Genomic DNA, 13,854 nt, shown 5'->3' with positions numbered 1-13,854 from the left:
GCAGCACTTGACGACCTGAGCGATCGCTCATAAAATATGAGCATACGTTCATTTCTGACCCGATCGTTGCAATAGGGAGGAAGTCATGAACGACCTACAAATTGGATTGACAGACACAACCACCCAAACAGAAGTCCTGATTATTGGGGCAGGCCCGACGGGGCTAGCGTTAGCTTGCCAATTTGTGAGATATGGCGTTGATTTTGTCATCATTGAAAAGAATCAAGGCGTTACACCCTATTCCAAAGCTCTTGGCGTCCATGCCCGCACGCTGGAGATTTATGAGCAACTGGGGTTAGCACAATCGGCAGTGGCACAAGGGGCGATCGCTGCAAAAGTGCATCTGCTCAAAGGTGGCGAAGTGCGTGCCAAACTCGATTTATCGAACCTGGGAAAAGGCTTGAGTCCCTATCCCTACGTTCTGTTTCTGGAGCAAAGCAAAAATGAGCAACTCCTCTATGACTTTCTCAGACGGAATGGTAAGACCGTTCGCTGGCAAACCGAACTGGAACATTTTTCCCAAACTGAAGATAAAGTAACGGCGCAGGTAAAAAGGGCTGATGGTGCCTCTCAGCGGATTGAGGCAACCTATCTGGTCGGTTGCGATGGTCCGAAAAGTCCAGTCAGACACGCGCTAGGGCTGGAATTTTCTGGTAGCACCTTCGAGCGGGTGTTTTATGTGGCTGACGCCCAAATTGCCTGGAATCTAGATCGCGATGGGATGTATGCTTGTTTATCCAAAGAGTCATTTCTAGTCTTCTTTCCGCTCAAAGGCGAAAACCGCTACCGAATTGTGGGCACCTTTCCGGAAGAATTCTCCAAGGACGATGGCGACGTTTTGTATGCCGAAATCGAACAGCGCATTCAAGAACAAGCAGAACTCAAACTCGACATTCACACGGTTGAATGGTTTTCAACCTACAAAGTTCATACCCGCCATGTGAGCCGATTCTCGACGGGTAGATGCTTCCTCGCAGGGGATGCTGCCCATATTCATTCTCCAGCCGGAGCACAAGGGATGAACACTGGGATTCAAGATGGTTACAATCTCGCCTGGAAATTGGCTCTGGTGTTGAAAGGCAGGGCAAACAAAGCCATTCTGGACACTTACAACGAAGAACGGCTGGAAAACGCGAAGCATCTGCTGCAAACTACCGATCGCCTGTTTCAGCTCGCCGCAGGTGACCAATGGCTGTTTGCGTTCTTGCGCACGCAGGTTTTACCGCACGTTGCTAACTTCATTCTCTCACTTGAACCCGTTAAAAAATTCCTATTCCCGCGACTCTCGCAAATTAGCATCAATTATCGATACAGTTCGCTCAGTCAACACGCAGGTGACGAAGGATTGAAAGTTAAAGCTGGCGATCGCATGCCCTACTTTCTCATGGAGGGAAAAAGTATCTATGACAAACTGCACCAACCAAAATTTCATTTACTCTTGTTCTCGAATACACCAAACGATTTCCAATCGTTAAACACGGAACTCGATAGCCAAACCCTCGAATTCATTGATTTCAATATCATTCCACTTTACCCGCAAGTGTCAGCAGCCTTCGGGATGAACCATACTTTTAACGTCCTTCTCAGACCGGATAACTACATTGCGTTCATTTCCGCAGAAGTCTCGCTGAACCGGGCAAAAAACTATCTTAAGAACCTTACCAAGTGAGAAACCTATGGACACCTTCCTTCCTCCCATTGAAAACCCCCAAGGGTCGATCGTGAAACTGGTGTATGTCATAACCCGTCAACAATTTGACAATGGCAAGGCTGAGGGCATAGTCAACGGATGGTAACTACAAGGCAACGGCTGTTGGATGCAGCAGAACAAGTGCTCCGCACCAAAGGGTTGGCGGCAGCTTCCACCCGCGAAATAGCCCGTGAGGCAGGTTGCGCCGATGGCACCCTCTATAATCACTTTCGAGATCGCGCCGATTTATTTGTGGCGATCTTCTTGGAAAAACTGGTGCCGGACTATTCGGAAGCCCTCTCAAAATTGCCCTATCGCATTGGTGAAGGGACCGTTCAAGCTCACCTGGAAGAACTAGCGCAGATTGCCCTTGCCTTCTACTACAAAGCTGGCCCGATGAGAGCAGCTTTATTTGCAGAACCAGAGCTACTGGAACGATATCGAGAAGCGTTTAAATCGCAAACCCGAAAGCAGGAACACCCGATCGATCTTTTGGCTGCCTACTTGCGAGCAGAGCAACGACTGGAGCGGGTCGCCGCCCAAGTCAACCCTGCGATCGCTGCCGATGCCCTGTTCGGGACCTGCGCGAATTATGCCCTGAGACAGTGTTTTTTGGGTGAAATATCAACTCCCGAAGCCGATCGTCAGTTTGTGCAGGAACTAGTGCGATCCTTGATGGAGGGATTATTGCCCCGCCAACCTTCAAAGGATTGTAGATTTGACAATAACCTTTAGGACACATTCAGCAGCCATCTTTGTTGCAGATTCGAATACCAATGAGCCACGCTGCAGTTTCGGCGATCGCCCGCTGAAATATGCTGAAGTTCACCTGAAAACCGCTCATCGTTGGGCCTAACCCATTTACTTGCCGACGCTCGAAACTATCTTCAAACCCAGCGTTTCTGGTTCGATCGGGCCAGACGAGGATACCATCAATAGATAACGCTATATTACGGACAGTTGAGTTAGGGACATGTCATGTCTGAGTTCAACAAAAGCGCATGGGATTTCAGTCGATTTATTCAGACCCTCAACTACTTTGAAGCCATTCCCCTCTTAAGCTGGGTGCAAAAGATGTTTTCAGGTTCCACTCCTCCGCCCGCACCACAGCCTCAAGCAGGCATCGTGTTTGATTTCCGAGCGTCTTCTACACCCCTCAGCCAAACCTGGGGTGCCTTAGACGATGTGGTGATGGGGGGCGTTAGTGCCAGCACGCTCCAGCAAGAGCCGGAAGGCGCGCTCTTTACGGGCTATGTTTCCACTGCAAATTCCGGCGGATTCGCCTCGGCGCGCACCCGAAACTTTGAGCCGCCCCTTAACGTTGCCGGATACGCTGGCCTAGAACTCAGTCTAAAAGGCGACGGCAAGCGCTATAAATTTCTCACTCGCGATGAGGACAGTTGGGATAGCGTGGCCTATGCCTACTCCTTCGATACCACTCCAGGCATCTGGAAAACAGTACGGATTCCGTTTGCCGACTTAGTCCCGGTTTTTCGGGCTAAAACGGTCAAAAACGGGTCTTCGCTCAATACGAGCCGCATTCGCTCGCTCCAGTTGATGCTGAGCAAATTTGAGTACGATGGCGTTTTGAATCCCCATTTTGAGCCAGGTTCTTTTACGTTGCTAGTGCAATCGATTGGAGCTTATTTGTAATGCCAGCAACCGCCGAATCGCTCCCGATTTTAATTTTGTGGATTGTAGCCTGGCTCCAGAAACCCAAGCAGCCAGATTTATGAGCGCTCTGTGGTTGTTTTTGACCGTCGGTCTAGCCTTTTTCTTGGCTTGGAATCTGGGGGCCAACGATGTCGCAAATGCCATGGGAACCTCCGTGGGGTCTAAGGTTGTTACACTGCGACAGGCGATCGTGCTGGCTGGTATTTTGGAGCTGTCGGGTGCGGTCTTTTTTGGGCGGGAGGTGACGGCAACGCTGACGGGGAAGGTTGCTTCCATCCAACTGTTTGAAGGACAGCCTCAGCTCTTTGTCCTGAGCATTGTTGCGGAACTGCTATCAACAGGTCTGTGGCTCTTATTTGCAACCTGGCGTGGATGGCCCGTTGCGTCTTCCCATGCGGCAGTCAGCGCGATCGCCGCCATCAACCTCCTTGCCTTTGGCCTGGGTGCGCTCAAAGGTTCCACGATCCGCACTATTCTGCTGACCTGGCTGCTGACACCCTTCGCCAGCGGACTTGTCTCAGCCGCTTTTTTTCTACTCTTGCAGCGGGGCCTTTTACAGCAAAAAGCGCCCGCTGAGCGTTGGCAAGACTGGACGCCCTGGATTAGCGTTGCCGTCGTGAGTTTGGTCGGCGGGTTAGTGTTACCCACGGTTGTAGCCCCGTTGGCTGCGCTTGCAGAAGCGCGCTGGCATTGGAGTTTACCCCACCACGACTATGCTTTAGGCATTGGAGCGTTGGGTGCGTTGGGGTTGACCTTCTGGACGACTCGCACCCTTCCGGAAACGCGCGCCAGCGAAGGCGATCCGCTCGAAGGTCAGTTGGGCAAGTTTCAGCTCGTGAGCGCTTGCTGTATGGCCTTTGCCCACGGTTCCAACGATGTCGGCAATGCCGTCGCTCCCTTGGCCAGCTTCGTGCAACTCTGGCAAACTCAGACCCTTCCCGTAGCTGAAGTAGCCGTCCCGCTTTGGATTTTGGCTGTCGGCGGCATCGGAATTGTGACCGGGTTGGCCACCTGGGGGAAGCGAGTGATTGCAACGGTAGGGGAACGGCTGACAGCACTGCAGCCGAGCTACGGTTTTTGCGCCGAGTTGGGTGCGGCTGCGACGGTTTTGCTAGCATCTCGTTGGGGCCTGCCAGTCTCGACAACCCATGCTTTGGTCGGTAGCGTGGTTGGCATTGGGCTGGTCCGGGGGACCGCTTCGCTGCAATGGTCGATGATTCGCCAAATTGCGGCAGCTTGGTTCGTCACCGTACCCGCTTCGATGGTCCTAGCAGGGGTCGTGTTTGGAGGGTTGCGATCGCTCGCCCTAATGCTTTAAGACAACAGGATCCGATCTTCGAGCAAAGTCTTCAAAGCAGCCGGTGATGTAGTGGAGATTGCGACGACACCTTTTCCCTTACCTCGCCAGAGCAGGCGAATGCTCCGGATCGTTACAGCTTCGCCGCGACAAGACTTCAGGAGTTCTGCCAGAGCGCCGGGACGGTCTTCCAATTGCACCAGCAAAGCATCCTCGCTAACCGACTGGTACGCCAATTTACTCAGCACTAAGTCGGCTTCCCGATCGCCAAAAGAACTAGCCTGACCGTAGCAACGCCCAATATCGAGGTTCTGATTGAGGATCTGCAAAGCCCGTTCTCGGTCGTCGACGCGCAGTTTTACAACTTCAATGCCCTCTGATTCTGCGGCAGCAGCGGCGAGGGCTTCGATGGAAAGGCCCTCGGCAGCCAGCGCGGCAGAGACTTCAGCCAGCAAATTTTTGTTGGCCGTACCGACTAGGGTAATATCCTGTTCCGGTATCGACGGAACGATTTCGCAAGCGGGCACGATCTCCATCGCGGGCAAGGGGGCGATCGGCTCGGCAGCCAATATATCAGCCACCAATCGATCGATGTGCGTCGGGGTGACGTGGGGCATGGCAATGAGGTGCGAGAACTTACCCTGACAGGCGAGCTGCCAACGGCGCGTCACCTCTGGCAAAGGACGGTCGAACACGACGGTATTTGAATGAGGGTACCGCCAAGCGTTCCGATGAATTTGGTTCAGTTGGGCGATCGCGTAGTCGGCCACTTCCAGGCAGGCCGGAATGATGCGCTTGAACCCTTCAATTCCGACCGTATGAAAGGCATACCAGAGAAACAGTGGCGTCAGCGCATTGCGCGAACCGCTCAAGGTCGTATCGAGGGTGCCGATGTACTCAACGCTTTGAGCGATTAAATCGACATTGCTCTTTTTTGCCAGAACCACACCGCAGGGAATGGGCGAACCAATCATTTTGTGGCCGCTGATGGCAATGCTGTCGATGCCCGCACTAAAGTTCCAGGGCGGCGGATTGTCGACAAAAGGAAGAAGCATGCCCCCCAAAGCGGCATCTGCATGAATATAGTGGCGGTGGATCGCCAGATCCCGAAAAATTGCTTGAATTCCCGCAATATCGTCTACCGCTCCCTTCATGGTAGTACCAACCGTCGCGCACACGATGGGCGGCAGATCCCGATGAATGCGAAGCGTTTCTCGTAAATCGTCTAAATCCATCCGTCCGTCAGGATAGCTCCGAATCATAATGCTGCGAAGATTGAGGCAACGCAGAATTTTATCGATGGAGTAGTGGGCATCCTGGGAGTAATAAACCAGACCCTCCGGGAGCAATTCGCGGGCCAAGAACAGCCCGTAATGATTGCCCTCGGTGCCGCCGTTGGTCACGTATCCCCAAGTAGAACCTTTTGGAGCATCGGTCAGCGTTTGAAAAATCTCTAAAACTTCGCACTCGAAGGCGTGGGTATTCAATCGAAAATTACTGGAAAGGTAAGGATCCCCTACATTGTTAAGCGGGTATTGAAAAAACCGAAACAATGGCGAATAATCAAAAATTGCATTACACGGGTATCCCAAAAATTGCTCTACATCGGACTGAATGTCTTCATAGAATCGTTCGAGCCTTTGCAGATCGTTTTCTGACAGTTCGCACGCTGAGAGCCACTGCGATCGCATAGATTTTTAATGAGTTATTTTTGATATAAAAGTAAAGCACTAAAATACAAGCAGCAGCAATGCTAATTGCCTACGACCGCTCTGACAGAGAGTTGAATCTCTTTTCGGCAATTACAAAGTAGAGGAAGCGATAGAAACTCTACAACATCGCTGAAGCTCTTTGCAAAAGCATACGGCACTGCCTGCTAATCTGACATCGCTCTCCTACGATTAGCAGCAAGGGGACAAAGCGGCAGAACACCCCTCCAGTAACGTACGCCTCAATTGGGTTGACATAGCGGATCGTCAAACTTTACCACTCCTCACGGGATCTAAATCGATCTATTGGAGATTGAGGTTAACCTCCTTGGGTTCTTACATTTTCAGCATAGGTAAAAAACCAGAAAACCGCACGTTAAGCAGATTAATTTAAGATCTTGCTTAACGAATTTTAAATCCCGCATTCCGCTGTTTGCAGAGACTATCAGAGCATTAAACTAGAGTCAATTCAAGGCTAGCGAGCAAAGAGGTTGCCATCGCACCAGCAATCAGTGTAGCGAACGTAGACCATCTGGGCAGCGTCGCCGGATGGATAGATGAGATCGGCAACATCGGCGATGGGTAAAGCGGTATCGGTGAGCAGTCGTTTCGCGAGCAAGAGCCGCTGGATTTGGGCGAGTTCGATGGGGGAGACGCCAAATTCCTGTTGCACCACTCGGCGGAGGTGGCGATCGCTGATGCCGAATTCCTGGGCAAGATCTCCGAAGCGTTGCTCGATGAATGAGCCTTCTTCCATGCGCTTTGCCACGGCTGCGGCTAATCGTCCGGTGGCATCGATGCGTGCGTTGCCAGGGGCCAATTCTGGGCGACAGAGCAAACAGGGACGAAACCCTGCTTGTTCGGCAGCGGCGGCGCTGGGGTGGAATGTGCAGTTTTTGCGCTGCGGCGTTTTTGCCCGACAAACGTTGCGGCAGTAGATGCGAGTGGTGGTAACGCCTACGAAGAACACGCCATCGAAGCGCGGATCGTGGGTTAATATCGCTTGATAACCATGATCGGTATCTATGGGAGCCATTCTAATTCGTTAACCATCGCAATTTCTTGATTGTAGAGAGTGTTGGGCGAACTGTCTCGCCGTTTTCGGACATCGTTATTAGAGACCACTGAGCGTTTATGCCTCTGGTGTCAATCCATCGGACACCAAAAGTAAAATCGTTTCTTTTTAGTTAGCAATCCGCAGCGCTGATGCAGCTTCAGAGTGAAAATAACAGCAAAAGTAGAGATATGGATGGACAACTATCCGTCTATATGCCAAATTGGACGATATGGGTGGATGCTATCCATCTAGTAGAAAGTTAGACCTTAGACAACCAAATGCTGATGGTTCCAACAGAATGGCTAAGAATTGGAAAGACTATGAAATTTATATTACTCGACATTTTCAAAAACTTTTCCCTGACGCTTCGGTCAGACACAACATCACACGAGTCGGTTTAATTTCCAATGTTAAGAGACAAATTGATATTCTAATAGAACAAAAAATTGCTGGTTTCAACTTAAATATAATTGTTGATTGTAAGTACTTTAATAAAAAAGTTGATGTAAAGGAAGTAGAGTCTTTCCTGAGTTTTCTACAAGATTTAAAAGCAAGCAAAGGGATACTAATAACAAACAAAGGTTATTCACAGGCTGCTGAAAATCGTGCAAATTATGACACTCAAGATATTGAATTACGAATAATTGATTTTGGAGATTTAGAATTTTTCCAAAATTTTTTCGCTATTCCATATCAAGATTCAAGCTGTGCAATAGTATCTGCTCCACCTGGTTGGATAATTGATTCACGAACAGAAAATAGTTTTTTAGCATCTTTATACCCCGCAGGTCTATCTAGACGTGAAGGATTCCATCTAGAAGGTTTTATATATATTAACTTCTTTAATAAGGACTCTAATGCCCCTAAATTAGCTAATCTTTTAGAAATTCAAGAAATCAAGCTAAATAAGCAATATTCTAATGTTCAGATTGAATATCTCCCGACCATTGGAAGAGAAGACTGTAATTGTAAACTTAGAATAGTAAACTCTGCGAAAATGCAAGACTGTAAAACACTTGAATACACATTATTTCTTGACTTTATAGATGTAGTTATTTTTCTTGTTTTGCTTACGCCTATAAACAAGGAGCGTGAATATGTGAAAAAACTGGAATGGGTCGGTCAAAAGTTGATAAAAGGTAAAATGCTCTATGACAATATGGGACAGCCACTCGAACCACAATTGAAAATTTTGAATTGAATTGTGTCATTATTTCTAAGTAATTATTTTAATTCTTTGAGATCATTTATATGAAATAGTTTAACTACTGCATGAACCGGAACGGAGCGATACGCTATTTTTACGCTTATTTTGTATCAGCGGATGACGATGCCGATGGTGTTAGAATTCAGCGGAATAGCTCACTTTTCATTGATGTAGTCTAATAGACTAAACATAAGGCACCATAGTGAGTCTCTGCTCTTTTGCGCATAAACTATGTTTGATTATCTTAAAAATGGCATCTCATGGTTTGCTAAGCAGCACGATTTACAAAGTATTTCGTCCTTAGTTCAGATCATCGTAGGCATACTTACAGTTGCTGCATTGTTCGGTGGATTCTTTAGATGGCTATGGCGTGTACAGCAATTTACAACATCAGGGGTTGAGTTTACTGTTACTATATTGGGTTCCTCCAGCCCTTCCGATGGTTGGGCAGTATGTAATTCCAAAGGGCAAAGCACACTGTGTATTCCAGGAAACTACTACCCGAGATATTCGCATGTACCTTCACTAGCTCAAAAGTTCAGTACATGGGTTTTTAGGGGCAAAGCTTGGTTTTATGGGCTAGCATCTCGTTCTACTCCTTTTCTTCAAAGACCCAAAGATTACTTTTCAAATTTTTATTATGCTGGTTTAGACCCAGCCTTTGATGTCTTATTTCAAAACAACACTAGGAAAGATCTAGTCATAACAGGTCTTGGTGCCGAGATCTGCAGTGTTGCTCATGTAATGCAGGCTATGGGTAGCTCACCCGCACGTAAGATTGAATGTTTAGCAAAATATAGATTGCCTATACCAGACATTAATCAGGAGATGCGTGACAGGGGACTTTGGAATGATTCTCGAGTTCTTGAAACGCAGAGTGTAAATCGGAAAGTTTCAGTAGAGCCATTTAAAGATAGGATTTTTATCGAGCGTGATGGCATTTTTCGATATGAGCTTTGGCTGGATGGCTATGTCAAAAACGTTCCGACACAGTCAATTATTCGTCTATGGCTTCAAAGCAAGGAAGGTTCGGTATTTTGGTCTCCGTATATTAGGCTAACTCACATTGGCTATTTTGAAGACTAATCTTGTCATGCTGGCCTAATTTCTATTCATCTATACTTTCTTTTGTTCTTTTGATTTCTTTCGCTCCAGCGCGAAAGTTAATCGCATCAATATGTTCTAGCTATTCATTGGAGCGAAACGGTGGTTAAAGCTACTTATAGTGATTAGAAGTGTAACGCCATCCGCTCAATTCAAGGCCATTAGCAATCCACAACGCTGACACAGCTTCAGGGTAGCCGTAGCTTGGGTAGACGCAGGAAAACCAACCACTTTTGGTTTAATCCCCTCCAGTACCTCAGCGATGGCTAAAATTAAGGGGAACCGCTGAAACCAGGTCAACCCTATGGCAGTTCGACAACCCCGCTATAGCAAAGAAGAATTCGCCCAGCGCGGCTATGCTCTGTATGATTCAGAGATTCATCAACAAGTCGAAAAAGGCAATCAACCTAAAAATCTGTGCCGTTTTATGGGAAGCCTGTAGTGTAGGAAGACGTTGGGTTGGTAGCTAGCGGGTATGCCATCATAGAACCTGAACAGTCACTGAAAATTTCATGAGTGGGATCGATCGCGAAATCACCCTCGATCGTCGGCACCTAGCCAAGCACCTGCCAAATACACCCCAAAGTAATCGGCTCCTGCGGCGAGGGCGATCGGCCCACGTATTCAACGATGAAGATACCCTCTTTCGAGTCGCGCAAGCTATCATAGTCGGGGTGATTACACAGGTTTTGCCAGAGGCTACCATCGTTATGGATTGATGTTCACCGAGGCGATTGGTGTTCGCATTGACCCTGATGGCTCAACTCTCCCTTTATTCTATGGCGAGGTAAGGATTGATGCAGACGACAAATACCATCCCATCCCCCGCACTCGACCCAGCGAAGAATAATGGGAACTTTCTGGAAGTTTGGGTTGACCCAATGCAGTCGCCCCCCTACCTTCTGATGCTCTTAGGTGACGAATCGGGTTGCTGTCAGATTCTTGACCCTGCCGAGCAGTACAAATTGATTAAGCGATGCGACAGTTACGATCGAGCCCAGCTTTGGTTGCTTGAGGATGAGTATGAACCGCTCGAAGGTCGCTTATCGGGAGCTGAAATTTCTTAGAGGCTGTTTGAGAAGTCCCATGCATCCCTGTATTCGCCCCCCTGCCCCCCAACTAAAGCCTTTCAGGCTATAAGAAAGGGGGGTTCCGATCCTCAAAGTCCCCCAGAATTGGGGGATTTAGGGGGCGAGTGCAATGTCTTTGCTACTTTTCAAACTGCCTCTGACGAGCAAAACCCAACCACTTCTGGTCTCATGCCCTCCATCGCCCTAGCGATCGCCCAGGCTAAAATAAAGGGAAACAGTTGAAACGAGGTCAACCCGATGGCAGTTCGACAACGACGTTACAGCAAAGAAGAGCTAGCCCGACGGGGGCAAGAACTCTATGAGTCCGGCATCCGGCAGCAAATCGAAGCGGGCAACGATGGCAAAATTGTGGCGATCGACATTGAAACCGGAGATTTTGAGGTCGATGAAACGCTCATGGGTGCAACCGATCGGCTATTTGAACGCCAGCCCGATGCTCAGCCTTGGACGCTTCGGATTGGACACAGTGCCGTCTATCATTTTGGAGCGAGGAGTCTGAAAAAGGATTAATGATTCATGGAGTTGTAAATTTTCGTTATGAATTAACGCTTTCCCTTGTGATTGGCAACTCGAATGGGCAACGAGAGTTCGTCAACACTGTAATTGATACTGGATTTGATGGATTCCTATCTTTGCCCTCTGAAATTATCGTTCGTCTTAGATTACCTTGGAGAACCTCCAACATAGCGACCTTGGGGGATGGCAGCACAACTCTGTTTGACTTTTACACTGGAACCGTAATCTGGGATGGTCAGTACCGCTCGATCGATATTGCTGAATCAGAGACGGAACCCCTGCTAGGATTGGCAATACTTCGCGGATATCGATTGCAAGTTGATAATATCGAAGGAGGTATCGTTGAAATTGAAGCGTTATGATTGAGAATTGAAGCAGGAAACCCAACCACTTCTGGTTTAATCCCCCTTCACCACCCCAGCGATGGCTAAAAAGACCTTTTTATGCTACCCAGCAAAGTAAGCTATTATCTTCTTTTGGCGAGTAAAGTAACTCTGAAAAACCAAGGGTAAGACAGATGCCATTTCAGAACAACTACGTAAATTTGGTTACAGAAAAACCTCAAGCCCACACTCGCTTAATCCGAGATTATGACGGCGACAATAAAGACTTTGACTTCATCATCATCGGTTCTGGAATAGGAGGTGGCATTCTGGCAGACGACTTAGCGGATCGACTGGGGAAAAGTCATCGCATTTTGGTTTTGGACGCTGGTTCCTTCATTTACCCAACTCATGTCTATAACATCAGTCGCATACCCAACGGCTCAGTTGCCCCGCACTTTGAGGTAGATAACTTTAAGCAATCACCTAGCGATTCTCATTTCATTGGTGCTAAGCCCCAATTATGTTTTGGTGGGCGTTCTATTTTTTGGTCCGGTCTGATTCCGCAAGCTCAGAGTTGGGAAATGGAGTTCTTCCCAGACAATGTACGTCAGGATTTGGTCTCACAGTACTTTGACTTGGCCACCGATCGGATGAATACATCGTTCTCACTGAGCGATAAGGCACAAGAATTAGTGAATTATTTTCAGACTAGCGATCTAAATACAGATTTTGAGATAAAACAGACACCTCGCGCCGTGCATCAACCCTACCTCAATCCCGACGGTATGCCACGGGATCAATTCTTTGTAGAACCAACAGGTGTGTTTAACACGGCTGAACTACTTATCAATCAGGTCGGACTAACGCCGGGTGCCGATCAAAACGGTAATGGTCTATTCATTAAACTCAACAGTTTTGTAGAAGCTATCCAAAACGTGCCCTTTGACTGGTATGAAGTCAAAACCACTAACACCATTACAGGAGAACAGGTCAGTTTTTACTCCCCTAAAGTTGTCATTGCTGCCGGTTCTACAGAAAGTCCTAAACTGATCGATCGTTCTGCCGTCTATCAAAGCCTGCCTGTTGAAATTCAGCAGAAAGTAGGTTTTGGCTTAACGGATCATCCTGTTACAGGGGAGTCTCAGGCTTATGTGTCGTCAGTGGGAAGAAATGGCTCACGAATTCAACTCAGTCGCCGGGATCACGCCAAGATCGTCTTCTACTCACGGGGTAATCGAGATGCTAGTGGTCATACGATCTATCCCTTCAATATAGAGATGAATGTCAATCACGAATACTGGCACCTGAGAAACAACGATCTGTCTGCTGAACCCGTAGTTGACGATACTAGTAAAACGCGTGTTGACATCAAATTCAGCTTTGGGAATTGTCTTGATGATGAGAATGGAATTCTCTCCCGCGTTGATGATAACTACACTCCTGACATTCGCTTCAAACGCTTCTCGAATCTGAGTGATTTGCTGCAGTCTCGCTTCCCGGCTCTCGCGGGTTGGAGCAAAGGACAACAAGAGTTTTTCGATTTACTCAATCAAACAAGAAATCGTGTTTTCGCAGAATTCAATGATGTGGACTTTATTACTGGTGAGTATGGCGGGGGAAATGGCAAGCAATGGCCTTTTGGTTGGGGTACTGTTCATCACGCCTGTGGCACCTTACGGATGCCGTGGAAAGCTAACCGCAACGCTAGCTTCAATAATGATTCGGTTGTAGATGAAGATCTCAAAGTTCGAGGCACTACCGGACTGTATGTTTGTGATATGTCTGTCATGCCTATCAGCACCGCAGCAAACCCCGTCCTCGCACTTGCAGGGCTGGCTTTGAGACTTTCGAGTCATTTGGGCCAAGGGAATTAATAATGCTTCACACACTGTAGAAACACTTTTGTGAAATGCATACTGCATTAAAAAATGTGTAACTACATTGTGAAAGTCTGTCTGCAATCCGGCTGGAGCGAACCGACAAAGTTGGGAGCTGTTGTAGATAAGGTTACTTGCAGCCGCTCAGCCGGAACGTTAGCCCGCGAATCTTTAGCGCATTCCCGATCCGGGCGATCGCCGAGGAACGTCGTCGAGCTGACCGATAAATTTGGACAAATTGAGCGTTACTGGATGCGCTACTGATAATCGTGACAACGATCTGTCGTCCGAGCGAACTGAGAGTGA

General features: G+C 48.1%; 14 protein-coding genes and 1 pseudogene. 13 read left to right on the top strand and 2 right to left on the bottom strand.

Features of this window, described 5'->3' with window-relative positions:
* The first annotated feature begins 85 nt into the window (after nucleotides 1–85).
* The 4 genes from R6H26_RS10335 (at nucleotide 86) to R6H26_RS10320 (ending at nucleotide 4,682) form a co-directional block, all read left to right on the top strand.
* A complete protein-coding gene (locus R6H26_RS10335; RefSeq protein ID WP_404790373.1) occupies nucleotides 86–1,669 on the top strand; it encodes an FAD-dependent monooxygenase in 1,584 nt (527 codons plus the stop codon).
* 120 nt (nucleotides 1,670–1,789) lie between these two features.
* Nucleotides 1,790–2,425: a TetR/AcrR family transcriptional regulator gene (locus R6H26_RS10330; RefSeq protein WP_404790372.1), complete on the top strand. Its 636-nt coding sequence runs from the start codon at nucleotides 1,790–1,792 to the stop codon at nucleotides 2,423–2,425.
* Between the two features lie 243 nt (nucleotides 2,426–2,668).
* Nucleotides 2,669–3,343: a CIA30 family protein gene (locus R6H26_RS10325; RefSeq protein WP_404790371.1), complete on the top strand. Its 675-nt coding sequence runs from the start codon at nucleotides 2,669–2,671 to the stop codon at nucleotides 3,341–3,343.
* A gap of 79 nt (nucleotides 3,344–3,422) precedes the next feature.
* Complete coding sequence (locus R6H26_RS10320) at nucleotides 3,423–4,682, top strand: inorganic phosphate transporter (protein ID WP_404790370.1); 1,260 nt, start codon at nucleotides 3,423–3,425, stop codon at nucleotides 4,680–4,682.
* Here the strand turns inward: R6H26_RS10320 and R6H26_RS10315 are convergent.
* Together R6H26_RS10315 and R6H26_RS10310 are read right to left on the bottom strand one after the other, a co-directional pair.
* Complete coding sequence (locus R6H26_RS10315; protein ID WP_404790369.1) at nucleotides 4,679–6,352, bottom strand: histidine decarboxylase; 1,674 nt, start codon at nucleotides 6,350–6,352, stop codon at nucleotides 4,679–4,681. The genes R6H26_RS10320 and R6H26_RS10315 overlap by 4 nt on opposite strands.
* A gap of 493 nt (nucleotides 6,353–6,845) precedes the next feature.
* Nucleotides 6,846–7,406 (bottom strand): bifunctional transcriptional activator/DNA repair enzyme AdaA, encoded by a 561-nt coding sequence (locus R6H26_RS10310; RefSeq protein WP_404790368.1) that lies wholly within the window; start codon nucleotides 7,404–7,406, stop codon nucleotides 6,846–6,848.
* Nucleotides 7,407–7,725: 319 nt separating this feature from the next.
* Between R6H26_RS10310 and R6H26_RS10305 the strand changes: the two genes are divergently transcribed.
* From R6H26_RS10305 to R6H26_RS10265, 9 genes and pseudogenes are all read left to right on the top strand, one after another.
* Nucleotides 7,726–8,628: a restriction endonuclease gene (locus R6H26_RS10305; protein WP_404790367.1), complete on the top strand. Its 903-nt coding sequence runs from the start codon at nucleotides 7,726–7,728 to the stop codon at nucleotides 8,626–8,628.
* Nucleotides 8,629–8,865: 237 nt separating this feature from the next.
* Nucleotides 8,866–9,720: a hypothetical protein gene (locus R6H26_RS10300; protein ID WP_404790366.1), complete on the top strand. Its 855-nt coding sequence runs from the start codon at nucleotides 8,866–8,868 to the stop codon at nucleotides 9,718–9,720.
* A 322-nt stretch (nucleotides 9,721–10,042) separates the two neighbouring features.
* On the top strand, nucleotides 10,043–10,180 hold the full coding sequence (locus tag R6H26_RS10295) for a hypothetical protein (protein WP_404790365.1): 138 nt from the start codon (nucleotides 10,043–10,045) through the stop codon (nucleotides 10,178–10,180).
* A 70-nt stretch (nucleotides 10,181–10,250) separates the two neighbouring features.
* A pseudogene (locus tag R6H26_RS10290) lies at nucleotides 10,251–10,588 on the top strand (DUF6972 family protein).
* On the top strand, nucleotides 10,536–10,805 hold the full coding sequence (locus tag R6H26_RS10285; RefSeq protein ID WP_404791481.1) for a hypothetical protein: 270 nt from the start codon (nucleotides 10,536–10,538) through the stop codon (nucleotides 10,803–10,805). The pseudogene R6H26_RS10290 and the gene R6H26_RS10285 overlap by 53 nt, the downstream one beginning before the upstream one ends.
* Before the next feature lie 261 nt (nucleotides 10,806–11,066).
* Nucleotides 11,067–11,339, top strand: coding sequence for a hypothetical protein (locus R6H26_RS10280; protein ID WP_404790364.1), 273 nt, complete (start codon nucleotides 11,067–11,069; stop codon nucleotides 11,337–11,339).
* A complete protein-coding gene (locus R6H26_RS10275; protein ID WP_404790363.1) occupies nucleotides 11,339–11,707 on the top strand; it encodes a hypothetical protein in 369 nt (122 codons plus the stop codon). Before R6H26_RS10280 ends, R6H26_RS10275 begins: the two co-directional genes overlap by 1 nt.
* Before the next feature lie 155 nt (nucleotides 11,708–11,862).
* A complete protein-coding gene (locus R6H26_RS10270) occupies nucleotides 11,863–13,545 on the top strand; it encodes a GMC oxidoreductase (RefSeq protein WP_404790362.1) in 1,683 nt (560 codons plus the stop codon).
* Between the two features lie 54 nt (nucleotides 13,546–13,599).
* Nucleotides 13,600–13,812, top strand: coding sequence for a hypothetical protein (locus R6H26_RS10265; protein ID WP_404790361.1), 213 nt, complete (start codon nucleotides 13,600–13,602; stop codon nucleotides 13,810–13,812).
* Nucleotides 13,813–13,854: the final 42 nt, after the last annotated feature.

The sequence above is a fragment of the Altericista sp. CCNU0014 genome (assembly GCF_044923475.1).
Taxonomy (GTDB): domain Bacteria; phylum Cyanobacteriota; class Cyanobacteriia; order Thermosynechococcales; family Thermosynechococcaceae; genus JAAURS01.
The sequence above is the reverse complement of the archived record's forward strand: the minus strand, read 5'-3'. Positions and strand labels throughout refer to the sequence as shown.

Coding starts and splice junctions, on each gene's coding strand:
- R6H26_RS10310 (WP_404790368.1), bottom strand. CDS start 7,406: ATGGCTCCCATAGATACCGATCATGGTTATCAAGCGATATTAACCCAC.
- R6H26_RS10280 (WP_404790364.1), top strand. CDS start 11,067: ATGGCAGTTCGACAACGACGTTACAGCAAAGAAGAGCTAGCCCGACGG.
- R6H26_RS10335 (WP_404790373.1), top strand. CDS start 86: ATGAACGACCTACAAATTGGATTGACAGACACAACCACCCAAACAGAA.
- R6H26_RS10300 (WP_404790366.1), top strand. CDS start 8,866: ATGTTTGATTATCTTAAAAATGGCATCTCATGGTTTGCTAAGCAGCAC.
- R6H26_RS10265 (WP_404790361.1), top strand. CDS start 13,600: ATGTGTAACTACATTGTGAAAGTCTGTCTGCAATCCGGCTGGAGCGAA.
- R6H26_RS10285 (WP_404791481.1), top strand. CDS start 10,536: ATGCAGACGACAAATACCATCCCATCCCCCGCACTCGACCCAGCGAAG.
- R6H26_RS10330 (WP_404790372.1), top strand. CDS start 1,790: ATGGTAACTACAAGGCAACGGCTGTTGGATGCAGCAGAACAAGTGCTC.
- R6H26_RS10275 (WP_404790363.1), top strand. CDS start 11,339: ATGATTCATGGAGTTGTAAATTTTCGTTATGAATTAACGCTTTCCCTT.
- R6H26_RS10305 (WP_404790367.1), top strand. CDS start 7,726: ATGGCTAAGAATTGGAAAGACTATGAAATTTATATTACTCGACATTTT.
- R6H26_RS10270 (WP_404790362.1), top strand. CDS start 11,863: ATGCCATTTCAGAACAACTACGTAAATTTGGTTACAGAAAAACCTCAA.
- R6H26_RS10315 (WP_404790369.1), bottom strand. CDS start 6,352: ATGCGATCGCAGTGGCTCTCAGCGTGCGAACTGTCAGAAAACGATCTG.
- R6H26_RS10325 (WP_404790371.1), top strand. CDS start 2,669: ATGTCTGAGTTCAACAAAAGCGCATGGGATTTCAGTCGATTTATTCAG.
- R6H26_RS10320 (WP_404790370.1), top strand. CDS start 3,423: ATGAGCGCTCTGTGGTTGTTTTTGACCGTCGGTCTAGCCTTTTTCTTG.
- R6H26_RS10295 (WP_404790365.1), top strand. CDS start 10,043: ATGGCAGTTCGACAACCCCGCTATAGCAAAGAAGAATTCGCCCAGCGC.